At 61.2% G+C, this 14,402-nt stretch carries 21 protein-coding genes and 2 tRNA genes; 9 read left to right on the forward strand and 14 right to left on the reverse strand.

Annotated elements, in window-relative coordinates; genetic code table 11:
• On the forward strand, nucleotides 1-331 hold a 331-nt coding region (locus tag C7964_RS19045), incomplete at its 5' end, for an SEC-C metal-binding domain-containing protein (protein WP_181417256.1).
• Nucleotides 332-486: 155 nt separating this feature from the next.
• Here C7964_RS19045 and C7964_RS19050 read toward each other — a convergent pair.
• The 4 genes from C7964_RS19050 to C7964_RS19065 all read right to left on the reverse strand — a co-directional run bounded on the left by C7964_RS19050 (nucleotide 487) and on the right by C7964_RS19065 (nucleotide 2,399).
• Nucleotides 487-744: a hypothetical protein gene (locus C7964_RS19050; RefSeq protein WP_110281144.1), complete on the reverse strand. Its 258-nt coding sequence runs from the start codon at nucleotides 742-744 to the stop codon at nucleotides 487-489.
• Nucleotides 741-1,673 carry a C40 family peptidase gene (locus C7964_RS19055; protein WP_110281145.1) on the reverse strand — a complete coding sequence of 311 codons (933 nt, stop codon included), beginning with the start codon at nucleotides 1,671-1,673 and terminating at the stop codon, nucleotides 741-743. Before C7964_RS19055 ends, C7964_RS19050 begins: the two co-directional genes overlap by 4 nt.
• A 99-nt stretch (nucleotides 1,674-1,772) precedes the next feature.
• Nucleotides 1,773-2,000 carry a hypothetical protein gene (locus C7964_RS19060; protein WP_110281146.1) on the reverse strand — a complete coding sequence of 76 codons (228 nt, stop codon included), beginning with the start codon at nucleotides 1,998-2,000 and terminating at the stop codon, nucleotides 1,773-1,775.
• Nucleotides 2,001-2,087: 87 nt separating this feature from the next.
• Nucleotides 2,088-2,399, reverse strand: a complete 312-nt coding sequence (locus tag C7964_RS19065) for a phage holin family protein (RefSeq protein WP_110281147.1) — start codon at nucleotides 2,397-2,399, stop codon at nucleotides 2,088-2,090.
• A gap of 97 nt (nucleotides 2,400-2,496) precedes the next feature.
• Here C7964_RS19065 and C7964_RS19070 point away from each other — a divergent pair, with 97 nt between their 5' ends.
• Together C7964_RS19070 and C7964_RS19075 are read left to right on the forward strand one after the other, a co-directional pair.
• Nucleotides 2,497-2,742, forward strand: coding sequence for a type II toxin-antitoxin system Phd/YefM family antitoxin (locus C7964_RS19070; RefSeq protein ID WP_110281148.1), 246 nt, complete (start codon nucleotides 2,497-2,499; stop codon nucleotides 2,740-2,742).
• Entirely contained in the window at nucleotides 2,732-3,022 is a 291-nt protein-coding gene (locus C7964_RS19075) for a type II toxin-antitoxin system RelE family toxin (protein WP_110281149.1), read from the forward strand. The genes C7964_RS19070 and C7964_RS19075 overlap by 11 nt, the downstream gene beginning before the upstream one ends.
• Here C7964_RS19075 and C7964_RS19080 read toward each other — a convergent pair.
• From C7964_RS19080 to C7964_RS19105, 6 genes are read right to left on the reverse strand one after another with little or no spacing between them, the layout of a single operon-like run.
• The gene (locus tag C7964_RS19080) at nucleotides 3,019-3,249 is read right to left on the reverse strand and encodes a hypothetical protein (protein ID WP_110281150.1); all 231 of its coding nucleotides are present in this window, start codon (nucleotides 3,247-3,249) and stop codon (nucleotides 3,019-3,021) included. The genes C7964_RS19075 and C7964_RS19080 overlap by 4 nt on opposite strands.
• Complete coding sequence (locus tag C7964_RS19085) at nucleotides 3,249-5,843, reverse strand: TipJ family phage tail tip protein (RefSeq protein ID WP_110281151.1); 2,595 nt, start codon at nucleotides 5,841-5,843, stop codon at nucleotides 3,249-3,251. Before C7964_RS19085 ends, C7964_RS19080 begins: the two co-directional genes overlap by 1 nt.
• Before the next feature lie 3 nt (nucleotides 5,844-5,846).
• Complete coding sequence (locus tag C7964_RS19090; RefSeq protein ID WP_110281152.1) at nucleotides 5,847-6,287, reverse strand: DUF6950 family protein; 441 nt, start codon at nucleotides 6,285-6,287, stop codon at nucleotides 5,847-5,849.
• Complete coding sequence (locus C7964_RS19095; RefSeq protein ID WP_110281153.1) at nucleotides 6,287-6,847, reverse strand: hypothetical protein; 561 nt, start codon at nucleotides 6,845-6,847, stop codon at nucleotides 6,287-6,289. The genes C7964_RS19090 and C7964_RS19095 overlap by 1 nt, the downstream gene beginning before the upstream one ends.
• The gene (locus tag C7964_RS19100; protein WP_110281154.1) at nucleotides 6,844-7,443 is read right to left on the reverse strand and encodes a hypothetical protein; all 600 of its coding nucleotides are present in this window, start codon (nucleotides 7,441-7,443) and stop codon (nucleotides 6,844-6,846) included. Before C7964_RS19100 ends, C7964_RS19095 begins: the two co-directional genes overlap by 4 nt.
• Complete coding sequence (locus C7964_RS19105; RefSeq protein WP_110281155.1) at nucleotides 7,440-9,932, reverse strand: phage tail tape measure C-terminal domain-containing protein; 2,493 nt, start codon at nucleotides 9,930-9,932, stop codon at nucleotides 7,440-7,442. Before C7964_RS19105 ends, C7964_RS19100 begins: the two co-directional genes overlap by 4 nt.
• 43 nt (nucleotides 9,933-9,975) lie before the next feature.
• Between C7964_RS19105 and C7964_RS19110 the strand changes: the two genes are divergently transcribed.
• Both C7964_RS19110 and C7964_RS19115 read left to right on the forward strand, forming a co-directional pair.
• Nucleotides 9,976-10,257, forward strand: coding sequence for a type II toxin-antitoxin system RelE/ParE family toxin (locus C7964_RS19110; protein WP_110281156.1), 282 nt, complete (start codon nucleotides 9,976-9,978; stop codon nucleotides 10,255-10,257).
• Between the two features lie 11 nt (nucleotides 10,258-10,268).
• Entirely contained in the window at nucleotides 10,269-10,562 is a 294-nt protein-coding gene (locus C7964_RS19115; protein ID WP_110281157.1) for a HigA family addiction module antitoxin, read from the forward strand.
• Here the strand turns inward: C7964_RS19115 and C7964_RS20420 are convergent.
• Both C7964_RS20420 and C7964_RS19125 read right to left on the reverse strand, forming a co-directional pair.
• Nucleotides 10,537-10,689: a DUF7697 family protein gene (locus C7964_RS20420; RefSeq protein WP_502693578.1), complete on the reverse strand. Its 153-nt coding sequence runs from the start codon at nucleotides 10,687-10,689 to the stop codon at nucleotides 10,537-10,539. The two genes, C7964_RS19115 and C7964_RS20420, sit on opposite strands and share 26 nt — an antisense overlap.
• 167 nt (nucleotides 10,690-10,856) lie before the next feature.
• Nucleotides 10,857-11,219 (reverse strand): phage-derived protein YdaY family protein, encoded by a 363-nt coding sequence (locus C7964_RS19125; RefSeq protein WP_110281159.1) that lies wholly within the window; start codon nucleotides 11,217-11,219, stop codon nucleotides 10,857-10,859.
• A gap of 253 nt (nucleotides 11,220-11,472) precedes the next feature.
• Here C7964_RS19125 and C7964_RS19130 point away from each other — a divergent pair, with 253 nt between their 5' ends.
• Entirely contained in the window at nucleotides 11,473-11,775 is a 303-nt protein-coding gene (locus tag C7964_RS19130; protein ID WP_110281160.1) for a hypothetical protein, read from the forward strand.
• A gap of 12 nt (nucleotides 11,776-11,787) precedes the next feature.
• Here the strand turns inward: C7964_RS19130 and C7964_RS19135 are convergent, their stop codons facing one another.
• Nucleotides 11,788-12,726: a phage tail tube protein gene (locus C7964_RS19135; RefSeq protein WP_110281161.1), complete on the reverse strand. Its 939-nt coding sequence runs from the start codon at nucleotides 12,724-12,726 to the stop codon at nucleotides 11,788-11,790.
• Between the two features lie 94 nt (nucleotides 12,727-12,820).
• Here C7964_RS19135 and C7964_RS19140 point away from each other — a divergent pair, with 94 nt between their 5' ends.
• Nucleotides 12,821-13,210 carry a bactofilin family protein gene (locus C7964_RS19140; protein ID WP_110281163.1) on the forward strand — a complete coding sequence of 130 codons (390 nt, stop codon included), beginning with the start codon at nucleotides 12,821-12,823 and terminating at the stop codon, nucleotides 13,208-13,210.
• Here the strand turns inward: C7964_RS19140 and C7964_RS19145 are convergent.
• A complete protein-coding gene (locus tag C7964_RS19145) occupies nucleotides 13,207-13,632 on the reverse strand; it encodes an acyl-CoA transferase (RefSeq protein WP_110281162.1) in 426 nt (141 codons plus the stop codon). The two genes, C7964_RS19140 and C7964_RS19145, sit on opposite strands and share 4 nt — an antisense overlap.
• Before the next feature lie 433 nt (nucleotides 13,633-14,065).
• Here C7964_RS19145 and C7964_RS19150 point away from each other — a divergent pair.
• Together C7964_RS19150 and C7964_RS19155 are read left to right on the forward strand one after the other, a co-directional pair.
• A tRNA-Ile gene (locus tag C7964_RS19150) sits at nucleotides 14,066-14,142 on the forward strand.
• Between the two features lie 3 nt (nucleotides 14,143-14,145).
• Nucleotides 14,146-14,231: transfer RNA gene (locus C7964_RS19155), tRNA-Leu, on the forward strand.
• The last annotated feature ends 171 nt before the right edge of the window (nucleotides 14,232-14,402 follow it).

Raw genomic sequence — 14,402 nt, forward strand, 5'->3', positions numbered from 1 at the left:
GGGTCTCAGACCGGATGCCTGGTCAAACCTGCTCGACGTCGCCGATGAGGAAACACAGGCCACACTGATTTTCATGATGGCGCTGCAGGACATCAATACCGGAAATAGCAAATTCACGGAGGAAGAGATCGACGAGATCGACCTCGAAGCGTCTGATCTGATTCCGGGTTGCGTGATGACAATCCTTCATCAATTTCGCCGCGAACTCGCCGGACAGGCTCCGGCCAACCTGCCGGGGCAGCCGTTTCAAGCAGGACCACGACCCGGCCGAAACGATCCATGCACCTGCGGGTCGGGCCATAAATACAAGCAGTGTTGCGGCCGCAACTGAACGCTAAAGAACAATTTCATGGCTGCCACCCGCATAGGCGCGCGCCCACCTCGTTATGTGCCACGATCTGGGCCAGCGTCACGTCACTCAAAACGTCCTGACGCGATGGTCGAATAGGCTCTGCCCAGTCGCAGTCATCGCGCAAGCTAGGTGGATCAATCGCGCATCCAGTGGTCAGCGCGGCGCTCAAGATCAGCGCGGTCAGCGTTTTGCACGTCATGGCGGATGTCCTTTGAGGTTTGCATGGATCTGACGCGCGCATCGGCACGGCGCACGGCAAAATTCGCCGCTGCGGCTTGGCGCCCCTGGCGAAAGGCAACCCACAGGGCGACAATCACAGCCAAAGCCAGCGCGCCGTAAAGAACAGCCCGCCTGCCCAAGCCACTCAGGAGTGCGCGGACAACGCCGATCATGGCGTGCGTCCTGTCCGGTGATCTTCAATGCGGGCGGAGCGCGCCTTTAGCGCATAGAGGATGACACCGACAAACATCGCCATCCCGATCCATGGGAGAGTAACGGCGAGCCACGCCTCAAGACCTGCGAGTGCGAAGATCCGGGATGCTGTGTCGCGGGCCTGCTCGGCCTCATTCAAAGCTGGCGCGATCTGAGAGGTGATGGAGCCTGCGGCCCCCAGAACCCCGAGGCCGATTTGCGCATTGGCGGCAGCAACAATGCGGCTTTGCTGGGGGCTGCCCGAGGCGCGCGCAGGTGCGACCTCGCGCGGTGCGGCGTACTCCAGCGCCTCCTCCAGTGCCACATCAACGATGGGCACCAGCGGCAGTGCTGCGTCATCCCTAAACGCGAGGATTGCGGCACGGGTGCGTGGACCGATGATCCCATCGATGCTGCCGACCTCGTGATAGCCAAGATCCTTTAACCGGCGCTGCACGGCCTTGACGGAGAGAGTCACTGCTGGCGCGACATGCCCCGCCCGCCGCACACCCAAGAGCTTCGAGACCGGATAGCGTTTCACATTCACCGCATCAGACTGATTGCCGCCAAGCCCCCAAACCCAGGCCCCCTCAATCCGGTCAATGAAGAAGACATGCCCCTGCCAGCTGGAGGAGCCGCGCGGGATCACCCCGATGTCACCCGGCTGCGCATCCGCGATCTCTACCGGGATGCCCCAGTCCAAATAGGACCGTGCTGTCAGCTTCCGCGTCGAGCGAATGCCAGCCTTCTCCAGACAATGCCCGACGAAGGCGGCGCACCAGGCCACAGAGTCATGCTCCACCCAATCGTGGCCGACCGAGGCGTACATCTCCATAACGGTGGGGTTGTTTGCAGGGCCCGGGCCCTCAGTGGTGCCAATGTACCCGCGGGCAATTTCCAAAGGTGTCATGATGCTCTCCTATGCAAAAAGCCGCCCCGGAGGGCGGCTGTGTTGGTCGTAAATTAATTGCGGAGCCTTGCGGGCATGGCTGACTAGGCGGCGCCTGCTTTAGGCTGCTACGCGCACATATGCTTTGGCTTGCACAATCCAGTCATCCGCTGCGGCAGATAAGGACGGGCCTAAACCAACGACGCCGAAGAGCTGAACCTCGTAGATCCCGACGCCGGTCTGTTGCGCGGGCCAAAATCCATCTTGTGACAAAACCGCAGACCGCAGAACGTCGACCGGATCAGCAGCCGCGGATACCTTGCTAAGAACCTGAGCAATATCAGTCATGAGAAAGTACCTCCCTTCATCCATTCAGCAATATCCAGATGGCGTCACCCAGCTGAACATCAAGAGATGACCGCGCTGATAGGAGGCTTACTTCTTGCGGCAAAGCCAGGCTGTCATCAGGGCCTCCGCCCCGCGCGGTCCCAAATACGCCAACGTGGCCACAAGCCCCGTGCGCACAGGCTGGCCAAGATCAAAGTGGCTTGCGATAGCCTCGCCAATAATCGCCATGCCAATAGCCACGGGGATTTCCCACAAGAGCTCTTTGCCAAAAAACCGCCGCCGACCCAGCTTGACCTCACCCGAGTGATACATCAGCCGACCCGTAAAGGCGCCGATCAGCGTGGTCACCGCCCCGCCAAACAGACTGTTCAACGTTTCTAAAAAGCCCGGCTCGGTCATGGGCGCCTCCCTTACAGGTTTGTCCACGCAAAGCGCTTGCGTGGGTGTTAATATGGACTATATTTAGAGCTGTATTTCGCACCATTTGGAGGCCACCATGCAGCGTGTCGAAGCCAATATCGCCGTCAGCGTTTCTGATCTTAAAAAAAACCCGTCGCAGGTCATGGCGCAGGCAGCAGGCGAATCCGTCGCCGTGCTGAACCACAATCGTGTCATGGCCTATATGGTGCCTGCCGCGCGCTATGAGGCCTTGATGGAGCATATGGACGATTTGGAGCTGGCCGAGACCATTAAGCAACGGGCTGACGAGACACCGGTTCGGGTCAGCTTGGATGAACTATGAGCTGCAATTCCTGCCCACAGCCCTCAAGGAGTGGCGTAAACTTGGCGTGACGCTGCAATCGCAATTCAAAAACAAGCTCAAAGAACGACTTGCTCAGCCCCATGTTGTGGCCGATGGCCTGCACGGCATGCCAAGCCACTACAAAATCAAGCTTCGCAGCGCGGGCTACCGCCTCGTCTACCGCGTAGACGATACCACTGTCACGGTAACGGTTGTGGCGGTCGGCAAACGTGAGCGGAGCGCCGTCTATAGAAACGCGCGTAAACGTGCTGATCCCTAATATTCCCCACCGTCGAGTAGCGGTTCAAACGCGGCATCAGCCAGATTGCGCAGCTTAAGCGTCGGCGGTGTGGTGCTGGTATCGACCCAAAGCATACCCGGCGCGGTGGCCGCAGGTTCCACCGCACCGCTGCTGGTGGAGCGCAATGCTGCAACAATCTGATTGATCTGGGCGCGCACAGCCGCCCCATTGTCATTGATGATCACAAAGCTGGGTGCTTGGGACACTAGGCCACCTCATCTGCTATGAGCCGCAATTCCGAGACGATCGGCGTAAAGGCCGGATCACTGGTTCTGAGCCAGGCCCGCGCCTCAACCGCGTGCGCCTCGATCTCGCTGTTATCGATCCGGCCCCAAGGTCCCCAGACAGGGTTGGCACCCGCCGGATCGTCATCGGTTTCCCGGACCTCAAGCACAACGTCGATATCGGCGCCCTCGGAGCCGTCGAAGTCGGCCCAGCTATCGATCGGCGTCATGCGGTCATCAATGTAATCCGACAGCGCCGAGGCCCCGACCAGGATATCAGACCGCAGACGGACGCGCCGAAGTGCTCCAAAGTCGAGAAGGCCATCGAACTGATAAAGCCCTTCGCTCGCCAGTACCATGGGTGAACCCTGAGCATCTGTTCCGGTTTGCAGTTTCAGCGTACCGGCAGTCGCCACCAGACCGGTTTTCACACCCGAGAATGCCGGCTCCGCCGCCAGCGTATTCAGCTGGGCAAAGCTCAGGATCTGCACCCCCTTGGTGCTCACCGTGCTGACGGGGCCAATGCGCCCCTCGCTGTCTTCGGCCCGCAGCAGATATGTCCCGGGTTTCAGCGGCACGACCGCAATGGCCTCGCCGCCCGAGACCCGGTCCATGAGCGTTGAGTTCGCCCAGGTGGCGGCCATTTCCTTGCTGTGGCGGATAATGACATTGCCGCCAACGCGGACATCTACATCAACCGAGCGCTGCCATTTCAGCACGGCCAGACCGCCCGCGGACTGGATCGTCAGCCCCGTCAGGGCTGCCGGTGGCGCTGTCAGGCCCACAATTTCCAAGCCTCCCTCGCGCCAGACCGACGAGACCCCCAGCACCGAGATCGCCTTGATCCGCGCGTCCCATTGGCCCGGCTGGATGTCGCGCAACTCCATCACCGTGCCGGAGGTGCGGCCGCGGTCCAGCCACTCACCGCCATCCCGGCGGGTCTCCACCTGATAGGTATCGACAAAGCCCGAAGCCGCAGGCTCCCAGGCGATCCGCGCCAGGACTTTGACCGCTGAGCCATCACGCGTCACATAAAGTTCCTCGATGATCTGCGGCGCACCCGGTGGCGCGATATCAAAAGCCGTTGGCAGCGTCGTGCGTGGTGCTGCCGCATAAATCTGTTCTTCCGAGGCATCCCAGTCGTAAATGAGGGGAGAGGTTTCTCGCAGGAGGAGTTCTGGCGCCAGACGCGGGCCCGGCCCGACCTGCGTCAGATCCAGCCGTACCGCTTCAACCTCAAAGGGTTTTCCTTCAGGTAGATCCGCACCGCCAAAGCCCCAGCGGTCATAGTGCACATATGTGGTTTCTCCGGCCGCAACGCGCCAGGCCTTAAGCTTGCCCGCAATCTTCAGGCTCATTTGCCGGCGCGCGCGCTCGAGTTCGATCTTCGCCAGACGCTGCGCCATGGAGGCAGAGATCGTGAAGGGCAGCGAGATATCCCGCCACACCTGCTCGCCATTGTCCTCCAGCCGGTAGGCCTCACTGGCATAGGCCGGGAAGTCATCAGGCTGCCAGCTATTCTCGGGGCTCACGAACTGGCCGCGCACCGCATTAAAGTTTGACGCCCGGCTTTGCCGCGTGGTCAGGGTCATCCCGCCCTCGCGCAGATCATCTGCCGTGATCACTGTCTCCGGAACGCGGTAGGCCCCCGCCCGCATCCGCCATTGGCCCGCTTGCCAGATGCAGCGGCCTGCCATGGCCGTGAGCATCGCCTCGATAATGGTCTTGGGCGTCTCTGCGAGCGAGACCACGCCATTGCAAGTGTAGCGCCGCTCGGTCCCGCCTGTGGCCAATGACACAGCCTCGTCACAGATATTGGCGGCCTCAATCAGACTGTCGGTCTCGATCCCGTCCGCACCTCCGATGACAGCGCCGATCCCATAGGTCGCATGCGCCATGTAATCGGCCACGCAAAGCGCTGCATTGTCGGTGTAGACCTGCGCACTGGTGCGCGGATCAAAGATGTCATCCTTGCCCTCGAGATCCACAGTGATGTTGGGAATGCCGCCTGGAAAGGCATCCGGATCATAGGTCAGCCGCAGATAGATCGCCGCACAGCCCGCAAGGCGGTGGTCCTCGCTCCAATGCTCCGGGGCCGCTGCAATGAGCCCCGCAAAGGCAGTCTGGTCATCCGTACCAAGGCGCTTTTCCACAGCAACCTTGCCGGCCCAACGGCCCTGGGCCACCCCTGAGGCATCAACCGCTTCCTCGCCCTCAAAATAGATCGCCCCGATGGATTTGATCCGATGGGCCGCCAGCACGACCACCAGGTGCAGGTCTTTGTCTTTCGCCCCTGTGGAATGCAGGAACACAATCACACCGCCCTTGCGCGTGCGGCCGTAAACCATTTCTCGGGGCATCACCGGCTCGCGCACCGTCACCGTGCGGGCCTTCATTTCCATCTGGCCCAGGCTCGGCGTGGGCATCAACGCTTGGGCAGCAGCTGATAAGAGCATCGACGCCCCGAACTGGGCGGCAAAGCCAACCAGACCCGTCGCTGCAAATGCCGCGGCCACACCGCCGGCCGCAATGGCCGCACCGCCGAGGGCGACAGCACCTAGAACCACTGGTGGCATAGATCACGTCCTCCAGGCGAGACGGCAGGTTGAGAGTGGCAGGCGCACCAGACCCTCAGGGGCCACAAAGGCAGCCTTGGCGCCGATAACGATGCCAAAGGCTTCGGGCGCACCGCCCAGGATCAGATCGCCACGATGCGCGAGCCGCACATTATCAAGCGGGTCGCCCAACAAGGCGCGCCCACCCTCTTCAAGGCTTCTCCAGCCAAGGCGGCGCAATACCCGTCCGCAGCCGATCCGTGTGCGATACCGCCCTCGCCAAAGTGCAGCATGATCCGAGCCATCTGTGAGGTCGCGATATAAATCAAAGGCCCAGGTGGCGCAGTCGTGTTGGCCCCAAGTAAATGGGCGCGCGCTGGCTCGCTGGATCGCGTCCGCTAAGACCTGCTCCCAATGGGGCACGTGGGTGGAAACGCGCGTGGCAACAGTAATCGGTCGCTCCATCAGCCGCGTCCCCAGGTGATCTCTTGATCTTGAATGGCCGTCACATGCTCAAAACCACGATCGCCCGGGTGCAGGACCTGTTGGCTTTCATGGGTGTAGCGCCAGTTACGCGGCACACTCAGATCAATGAGCCGGCTTTCATAGCTGATCGTGATGCGGCAGCTCTGCCCGTCCTCTTGCAGTTCCGGCACATCGAGACGGCCGGTAAAGGCCTGCACAGGATCCGCGATCACTCTGCGCTCTTCTGTGAGCAGCGCCAGCCAGATGCGTCCCGCTTGCCCCTGACGCGCTTCATCGATCGCAAGACCCACCAGATCGAGCGGCACGCCCGAGAGCGAGACCGTCGTCCCAGAGGCCACAACGTCAGAGGTTTCCTCGAGTGCACCAAGGCCAAGAAGCACGCCGACGCCTGTCCAGGTCTTGCCGTCCCAGTCAATCGGCCCCGGACCTGTCCAGATCCGTACCATGCCCGATGGGAATTCCCCTTCAAAGAAGATGGCAGGCTGCAGATCAGCGCGATCGAGCGCTGTGGCCATGTCATTTGTGATATCCCGGCTCATAGCGCCTCGCGTCCAGAAAGCGTGAAGCGGTGACGCGCCGCGCGTTCAATCCGGGTTGGCACCGCGCCCGTCGGGCGCAGTAGCACCTGTGGCCTGTTCACCTCCAAAGGGGTATTGGCGGGCAGCGCCGTGCGAATGGCCGGAAAGAGCGTCAGCGTTGCCAGACCGTTGATGTCCGCCGACGCGTCAAAGGCAATTTGATGCAGACGCGTGTCGCGCGCCGTGCCGATCGACACAAAGTCCCCCGAGGCCACAGCGGGAAGGCCAGAAGGCCAGCCTTGCGTTTGCACGACATTGCCGCCGGTAATGGGTGCCGCCAGCGTGACTGGTTGCGCAAGGGTCTTTGGCGCAATGGAGGGATCGGCAAACAGCAGCAGGCCTCTGCCCGACCCAAGCGCCGTCAGGGCCGCGCCAACCGAGCGCGCCAGCGGTCCGGATTGCGCGGCAAATTCGATATCATATTCCCACCATTCACCACCCCAATCCTGCACCTCCGTCGTCCCGGTAAAGGGCGACTGCGTCTGGCTGGTGGCGGTCACCAACCGCCGCTCAATGCCGGCAACCCACGTACGCGGTAGTTCCACAATGATGCTCATGCCATCCGCCCCCGGCGCATGGCATTGCCAACAGCGGCCACCGCAATGCGCTCAAATTCAGGCTGTGCGCTGCGCATCACAGCCGCGATTTGCTCGGCCACACCCATTTGCGCGCCGCGCGCATCCACATTGAGATGGACAGCAACGGGGATACTGCCGCCTGCGCCCCGCGCAACCTCTGCGCGCGACAACACCCGTTCACCCCGCTGCAGGATGGTAGGCACTTCATCGGGCCGCAATCCGGCCCATGAGCCAGCTGCCCCCACGGTGCCACCGCCATGCATGCGTGGCGCACCAGCAAAAACCGCTGCGGGTACAGACCGCGTATGGCCGGAGATCCCAACCATGCCGCCAGCATGCGAGACCGCAGCCGCAACAGAGCCGCCACCGCCAAAAGCGCCTGAGAGCGCGTTGGCAATGGGTCCCAGCACCGCATTTTTGAACGCCAAGACTGCCAAATCCGCCAGGATCGAGCGCACCAGCCCCTTGAAGTCGAGCTTCCCTGTTTCCACAAAACTGCGGAATGCACTTTCGGCACCGGAAAAGGCGCTGGTCAGCGTTTCGCCAAGGCCCTTGCCCCAGTTCAGGGCGTCCGTAGCATAGGACTGCAACGCCGCGGACACAGCGCGCCAGCCGGTCACGATCTTCTCGGCCGCCCCGCCACTGGCGCCACCACCAGACCCGCCGCCGCCCACAGTATCTCCGACCTGGGCCATGGCCTCTGCCAGGCGGTCCGCAGAAGCCGTCGCGTCATCAAGAGCTGCAGCGCCGTCCTCGCCAGTACCGGCAACAGCGTCGCGCAGCGCAGCCCAGGAGGACAGCGGAGCCGTGGCTCCAGCCGCTAGGTCAGTGGCGGCCTGACGGTAGGTATTGGCGGTGGCGAGCGCCTCGGCGGCAATCCCATCAAGGCCAAGGTCGGGGGCGCTCAGAGGATTGTCCTCAAAGGCCCGCCTAAACGCATCCGCGGCGGCCGTTCCCGCGTCAGCGGAGGCCCCGGCAAAGGGGTTGGCAATTTCCCCAAGGCTGATTTCGCCAATCTCGCCGAAGGTCGTCTCGATGCCGACAGCCGCCAATGCATCGCGGATCTTGCCCGTAAAGGCATCAATCCGGGCGATTGCGCCATTCAGCATCGCTTCAATGCCGTCGAGCATGCGATTGGCGGCCGCGTAAACAAGATCGCCGATCACGGCTGGCAGGCGGGACCAGATTTCCCGGACGGCCAAAAGTGCGCCTTCGAAGGTATTCGCGGTCGTATTGCCGAAGCCAACGACACTCTCGATCGCGCCCGCCATGCCCGTCGCGGCATCGGCCTTTAGATCATAAAACATCGCCGTGGCGCGTGCCCCGGCAGCCGAGGCCCCTGTCGTGATCCGGTCCCAGACCTCGACACCGACATCCTTCAGGAGGCGCATCGCCTCGCCAAAACTGCCGGCGCCGGACGCGAGGCGCGTGAACCAATAGACCAGCTCGCCTGCGCCGACGATTAAGGCGCCGATCCCAGTGCGGATCAGCGCGCCTTTCAAGACCACGAGCGTGGTGGCGAGCCCGCGCACCGACAGTGCCGCCGCGGCCATCGCAGCGGCCCAGCGGCCGGCAAGAAAGGTGGCGAAGGTCCCCGCGTAGATCGCCAACCGGTCAAGGTTGCCCAGAACCGCATCAAACGCCCGGCTGATCGGACTGGTGGAAGAGGCCAGTGCGACAAAAGCATTGGCCACCGCCTCCAGTGACGGGGCGAGCGCCACGGCAATCCGGTTGCGCACGCCCGTAAACGCCTGGCCAATGCTGACCAGCGCCAGTTCTGAGCGGCGCATCGCGGCGATGGCGTCAGCATCCAAAACGGCGCCAAGCGCCTGGGCTTGCGTTCCAAGCCGGGTCATCTCCGCGCCGCCGTTTTGCAAAAGCGGAATGAGCCGCGTGGTATCGGACGCCATCGCCTCTAGATAAAAGGTCATCTCCTGTTGGCGGACCCCTGCCTTTTCAAGGCTTGAGACATAGAGCTGCAGCGCTTCCGGTCCCGAGAGCCGCGCAAACTGGTCTGCCGTCACGCCCACGCGCGGTGCGATGTTCTCGAAAAAATCCGCCATCGGCCCGCCGCCCGTTTGCAGGAAATCCCCCACGCGGTCGTTCACATCCTTGAGGATATCGGCAAGCTTTTCTTGCTCAATGCCCACCGTGGCAGAGGCCGCCGCCCAGCGTTGGAACACCTCCGGGTTGGCATTGGCCACCTGAGAAAGCTGGCCGATCTCATTGGCGGCAGCCACCGTCGAGCGGGTCATCGCAACAACGGCACCGGCCAAGGCGGCCGCAGCAGCGGTGGCTGCAATGCGCGCACGGCGCGCAAAGCCCGCCATGCGCGCATTGGCTTGGTCCAACTCGCGGCTGAGGCGCCCCATGCCGCGAGACCCGGCCGCACCGACACCCTCGAGTTCGGCGCGCACCTGGCGTCCGCCGGTCGCGGATAGGCGGACAGAGACACGTTTTTCTGCCATAGGGCACCCTTGCAAAATGTATCACTGCATGATACGTGGAGCTATGATCGTGAGCGTAAGAGGAAAGCTTGCCGCTGGAGCGGTTCAGGACCGCTTTGGCAAAGGCTTTCCAGCCGACATCGTGAAACGCACGCGTGCCATGCTTTCGGCATTAGACGCTGCGGTCGAACTTGAAGATTTACGGTTTCCGCCGGGCAATCACCTTGAAGCCCTGAGCGGGGATCGCGCGGGACAACATTCGGTGCGCATTAACGGACAATGGCGCATCTGTTTCATCTGGACCGATCAAGGACCTTCACAGATCGAGATCGTGGACTATCACTAGGAGAGCCTGACATGAGCCTCATCACCAATCCATCCCACCCCGGCGAAGTTCTGGCCGAGCTGTACCTGACGCCACTTGATATGAGCGCGATCACGCTTGCCGCAAAGCTTGGCGTGCCGCGTACCCGGATCGAGCGCCTTGTCAAAGGCCAGACCGCTATCACGGTTGATACCGCGATGCGGCTCGCCCGTTTTTTTTCAACGACGCCGGAGTACTGGATGAACCTCCAGCGCGCCTGGGATCTGGCGCGTGCCCGCGAGACCATCGATGTCTCAGACATCAAGCCCCTCCAGGCTGCGCGTTAATTTTGCGGACCATCACCGCCTCAATGGGCGGCAGGAGTTCCGCGATGATCAGGGGAGAGAGCCCGAGGGCCGTCCCGAGTTGCAGGGCAGCAGCCATATCCCAGCCGAGGACAGCGCCACCGCTCATCCCGCCGGCAACGCGAACTTGCCCGCCGAGGCGCTGAACCAGATCCCAGATCTGCCAGCCCTCGAGGGTGCGTGGCGCATGCAGGCTGCGCGGGCACTCCACACAAGCTGAGGGACACGCCGCACAATAGTCACCGCCCCCGCCGAACTCCCAGTCGGCGAGAGCGGTCAGGTGTTTTTTTCCGCATCCAATATCAGTGCGCCTGCGATGTATTTGGTCTGGAAGGCCTCAAAGATCGGCCAGAGTTCGAGAAGGGCGTCGATGCCCTCAGGCGTCAGAGGAAGGGGCTTGCCTTCCTCGTCGCCAACGCCCTCCCAGTCCTTCACAACGATGCGCGCCACGGCTTTGGCGACGATGCGCGCAAGGTCGTCGTTGGACGCGCTGCTTTCGGCATCTGTCGCTGCACTCACGATTGCCGGATCGCTGCGCGCGGCCAGCATAATGGCCGTGGTGAGCGGCTCCACCAGCAGGCGGACGCCGTGGCCGAGGTCGAGCCATTGTGGGTCGATTGAGAGGTTGAGCTGCAGCATGGCTGTATCCTTTGTCGATTTGCAAACTATCTGGTCGCATGGCGTATCTAATGAGGAAATGAGGGCACTTTAGATTTGTTGCTATGCGCCGGATTAGAAAAGAAAGTGGCATTGTTACCGATAGTCTTTTCCGTCAGGTTGGGACTACCACTCCGGAAACGCCCCCACTCATGGCCCCCTTCGTTGAATGCGAGGGGGGCTTTTTTAATCACCACCTCGCTTCAGCGAAAAAAGAAGGAAATGGGCCAAGAGGATGAGTGAGACTTTTCGAGAAAATGGGCATTTGTTTGGGTATCCAGACGCGCTTGAGATCGTAAAAACTGAGCGGGATTTTCTGCGCGATGAAGTCAGCAGGCTAAAAGATGAACTGGAGCGGACATCAATGCGCGCCGAGCGTGCTGAAACCCGCCTTCACGAGGTCACCTTGGCGATGGTCGATATCAGCAGACAGGCCATCCTTTCTCCCCAACGGAGCACCGTGACCGAAGTGATGATGGATGGCAGAAGTCTTCTGCGGCTAGGTAACCCTGTCGGCTTCGGCAAGAAGTCTATGTAGCAGGCATGGCGATCAATAGCCCTCAATGCCATTTACAATCGTGACACTGACCATCGGGTCGCCATTGGCCTGCTGTGCTGCCTGCCAGGCGAAGGTCACCTGCACCCCCTGTGGTCCGGAGATTTCCCGGCGCGGACGGGGCAGAAAGACCCGAGGGACGGATACAGTGAGCGCCTCCCCCGTGGGCAAGGCGTAGCCGAACGTCAGCGCGCAGGCCTGACCGCCAATAGCCTGGTTGAGCAGCGTCGCATCGGCAAAGCGCACGGTGATATTGCCCGTCATCGCTGCGATTGACGGATCGGCACCCTCGATCTTGCCGTCTGCGCGGATCGTCTCAATCCGATCAAGGTTGTTTTGATAGGTGAGTTCGGCGCTGACGATGTTGCCGATGTTCACACCATTGCGCCCCACCGATCCGTTGAAATGACCGAAACGCTTGAGAGACAACGTCGCGGGCGTGCCGATTTGCGTTGATGTGTCCAAATCCTCCCCTTGGGCGACGAGCTCAACCGTGGAGGTCAAAAGCCCTGACCGGCCCATGCTCCAGCTGAAGCTGTCCACCATGCAGCCCGAATACATCGCAAAGCTCGGCACCTCCGGCATGCCCACTTCGACAGAAAAGCTGGGTAGGCTCCAGTTTCCACTCTCAAAGACGTGGGTATAGGGGCCCTCGCCAGTTGTTGTCGGCGCACCAAAAGCGCCCTTCATCCAAAAGCCGTAAGCTTCGGCATCGATTGGGACAACGACGTTGCCATCTGCGGTCAGTGCATCCTTAATCGGCTCAAGCGGATCACGACCGTACCCCAAAAGCTCTGATGCCTGTAGCGGCTGCTCGGCACCCAGCGACGCCGTCGCAAAGGGCATTCTGGTAAAGCCGGTAACTGGCGGGGTGCCGTAGATAGTCTCGAACGCCAGCGCCATCTGCGCGCGCGCCCCTTGGGCTCGTGCCATATTTATCGTCCTTTTTTTGAATTGCAGGGTGTAGACTTGACCCCCGGAATGTTTCCACCCATTCATTTCCCGCGAAACAAACATGGGTCTGCTGATGTTTCATAAATTGCCGTCACAATCGCCCGCCGGCTCGCCTGAAAATTTGACCCCTTTTCCTACCGGTGACCGTCGTCGCTCGGTTGTGCATGATGGAATTACGATCAACGGTGACTGGGATAGTGACGGGATCGTCGAGTTCGATGGGTCTATTGTTGGCAATGTGACAGCCGATACGCTCGTTGTAACCGAAAATGGCACAATCACGGGCAGTGTCTGGGCCCGCAACGTCACGGTCGCCGGCACCCTTGAGGGCGCGATTTCTGCTATCAATGTGGCACTCAAGCGACAGGCGCGGGTTTCGGGGCAAATTGAAGCCCATGTCATTACGATAGATGAAGGCGCCATTCTTGAAGGACACGTCAGGGCTGTGCCGCGCAACATCTAAGACAACGGGTTCTGCGTCGCATAATGCAACACCACAGGGATTGTCGCAGCTTTGATCGTCGCACTCCCCTCAACAGGCAAATCAATCGGCTCTGGCGCCTCCGCCTCGACCCAGTCGCAGCGCCCGCTCAGCGTGCGATCGGCAGCAATCGCAGTCCCGATCCGCCCGATCAGGTTGTCAAAGCGCGCGTCACGCTCCGCGCCGGTCTGCACGATCACCTCCAGCTCGGCGCGGTGCTGGTAGTGATACATCAGCGGGGACAGCGTCACGCCAGGCTCGCCTGGGTCGCCATCGCGCAGGATCATCAGGCCTAAAGGCGGGATCCGTCCAGGCAAAACTTCGCCGCGCAGCACCGGTACATGCGGTACCGTGCGCAACAGGTCCGCCAAGGCGGTCAGGATCGTTTCTCGGGGAGTGGGCATTGTGAGTTGAGGTCCGGTCAGTTTTTGCTGCGATGCACATGCTGCATAGCAGCATTGCAATCGTGATTATTGTGCGCATGCAGCAATTTGGAATATTAGGCTAGCAAGAGAGTTCTCACGGTCTTTCCTCCTCCTCGGACCGTGACGGATTTAGGCGGTGGCACATTTCCTCCCTGGTGGTGCCGCCGCTCTCTTTTACCTCAAATGACGCAAATCACATGCCTCGTGTCTTCAGTGAAGTAGGCTTGGCTGCACTCCTAGCCCAATGAGCGGCAGGTACTCCCGCGATCACATCGCCTCCCGCGACTGTTGGCGATGTGGTGACGAAGGTACGATGTGCGTGCTGCGGCCAGATCACTGTGCAATAATGCGAGATCGTTTGTGAAACGCCCTGATTGCTTTCTCTATGAATTTCTTCCAAACGCAGCGCGTCGGGCCTGTAGCTCAATTGGTTAGAGCAGAGCGCTCATAACGCTTTGGTTGGGGGTTCGAGTCCCTCCGGGCCTACCATGTGCCCCCTTGGTGGAATGGTAGACATCAGGGACTTAAAATCCCTTGGCCGCAAGGCCGTGCCGGTTCGAGTCCGGCAGGGGGCACCAGACTAAAACCTGACAAGCCGCGACGTACGCCTTCAGAAGCGTTTCTTCTTTTTGAACGGCAACCAGTCCTTCATGTGGTGGATCGTATCGCCGGCAACTTCGCGGCAATCTTCATGCCAGTAGGTATCGGTCTCGGGATCATGCAGCACGGTCTCGTCTCTAGCAAAACAC

This window comes from Loktanella sp. PT4BL (assembly GCF_003201935.1).
Lineage (GTDB): Bacteria > Pseudomonadota > Alphaproteobacteria > Rhodobacterales > Rhodobacteraceae > Yoonia.

Bases quoted from the DNA above. Each gene is read 5' to 3' on its own strand.
- C7964_RS19065 (WP_110281147.1), bottom strand. From the start codon at position 2,399: ATGACCGAGCCGGGCTTTTTAGAAACGTTGAACAGTCTGTTTGGCGGG.
- C7964_RS19050 (WP_110281144.1), bottom strand. From the start codon at position 744: ATGATCGGCGTTGTCCGCGCACTCCTGAGTGGCTTGGGCAGGCGGGCT.
- C7964_RS19070 (WP_110281148.1), top strand. From the start codon at position 2,497: ATGCAGCGTGTCGAAGCCAATATCGCCGTCAGCGTTTCTGATCTTAAA.
- C7964_RS20420 (WP_502693578.1), bottom strand. From the start codon at position 10,689: ATGAGCGGTGGCGCTGTCCTCGGCTGGGATATGGCTGCTGCCCTGCAA.
- C7964_RS19135 (WP_110281161.1), bottom strand. From the start codon at position 12,726: ATGGCACGAGCCCAAGGGGCGCGCGCGCAGATGGCGCTGGCGTTCGAG.
- C7964_RS19090 (WP_110281152.1), bottom strand. From the start codon at position 6,287: ATGGAGCGACCGATTACTGTTGCCACGCGCGTTTCCACCCACGTGCCC.
- C7964_RS19140 (WP_110281163.1), top strand. From the start codon at position 12,821: ATGTTTCATAAATTGCCGTCACAATCGCCCGCCGGCTCGCCTGAAAAT.
- C7964_RS19145 (WP_110281162.1), bottom strand. From the start codon at position 13,632: ATGCCCACTCCCCGAGAAACGATCCTGACCGCCTTGGCGGACCTGTTG.
- C7964_RS19055 (WP_110281145.1), bottom strand. From the start codon at position 1,673: ATGACACCTTTGGAAATTGCCCGCGGGTACATTGGCACCACTGAGGGC.
- C7964_RS19100 (WP_110281154.1), bottom strand. From the start codon at position 7,443: ATGAGCATCATTGTGGAACTACCGCGTACGTGGGTTGCCGGCATTGAG.
- C7964_RS19115 (WP_110281157.1), top strand. From the start codon at position 10,269: ATGAGCCTCATCACCAATCCATCCCACCCCGGCGAAGTTCTGGCCGAG.
- C7964_RS19075 (WP_110281149.1), top strand. From the start codon at position 2,732: ATGAACTATGAGCTGCAATTCCTGCCCACAGCCCTCAAGGAGTGGCGT.
- C7964_RS19060 (WP_110281146.1), bottom strand. From the start codon at position 2,000: ATGACTGATATTGCTCAGGTTCTTAGCAAGGTATCCGCGGCTGCTGAT.
- C7964_RS19095 (WP_110281153.1), bottom strand. From the start codon at position 6,847: ATGAGCCGGGATATCACAAATGACATGGCCACAGCGCTCGATCGCGCT.
- C7964_RS19130 (WP_110281160.1), top strand. From the start codon at position 11,473: ATGAGTGAGACTTTTCGAGAAAATGGGCATTTGTTTGGGTATCCAGAC.
- C7964_RS19110 (WP_110281156.1), top strand. From the start codon at position 9,976: ATGATCGTGAGCGTAAGAGGAAAGCTTGCCGCTGGAGCGGTTCAGGAC.
- C7964_RS19085 (WP_110281151.1), bottom strand. From the start codon at position 5,843: ATGCCACCAGTGGTTCTAGGTGCTGTCGCCCTCGGCGGTGCGGCCATT.
- C7964_RS19105 (WP_110281155.1), bottom strand. From the start codon at position 9,932: ATGGCAGAAAAACGTGTCTCTGTCCGCCTATCCGCGACCGGCGGACGC.
- C7964_RS19125 (WP_110281159.1), bottom strand. From the start codon at position 11,219: ATGCTGCAGCTCAACCTCTCAATCGACCCACAATGGCTCGACCTCGGC.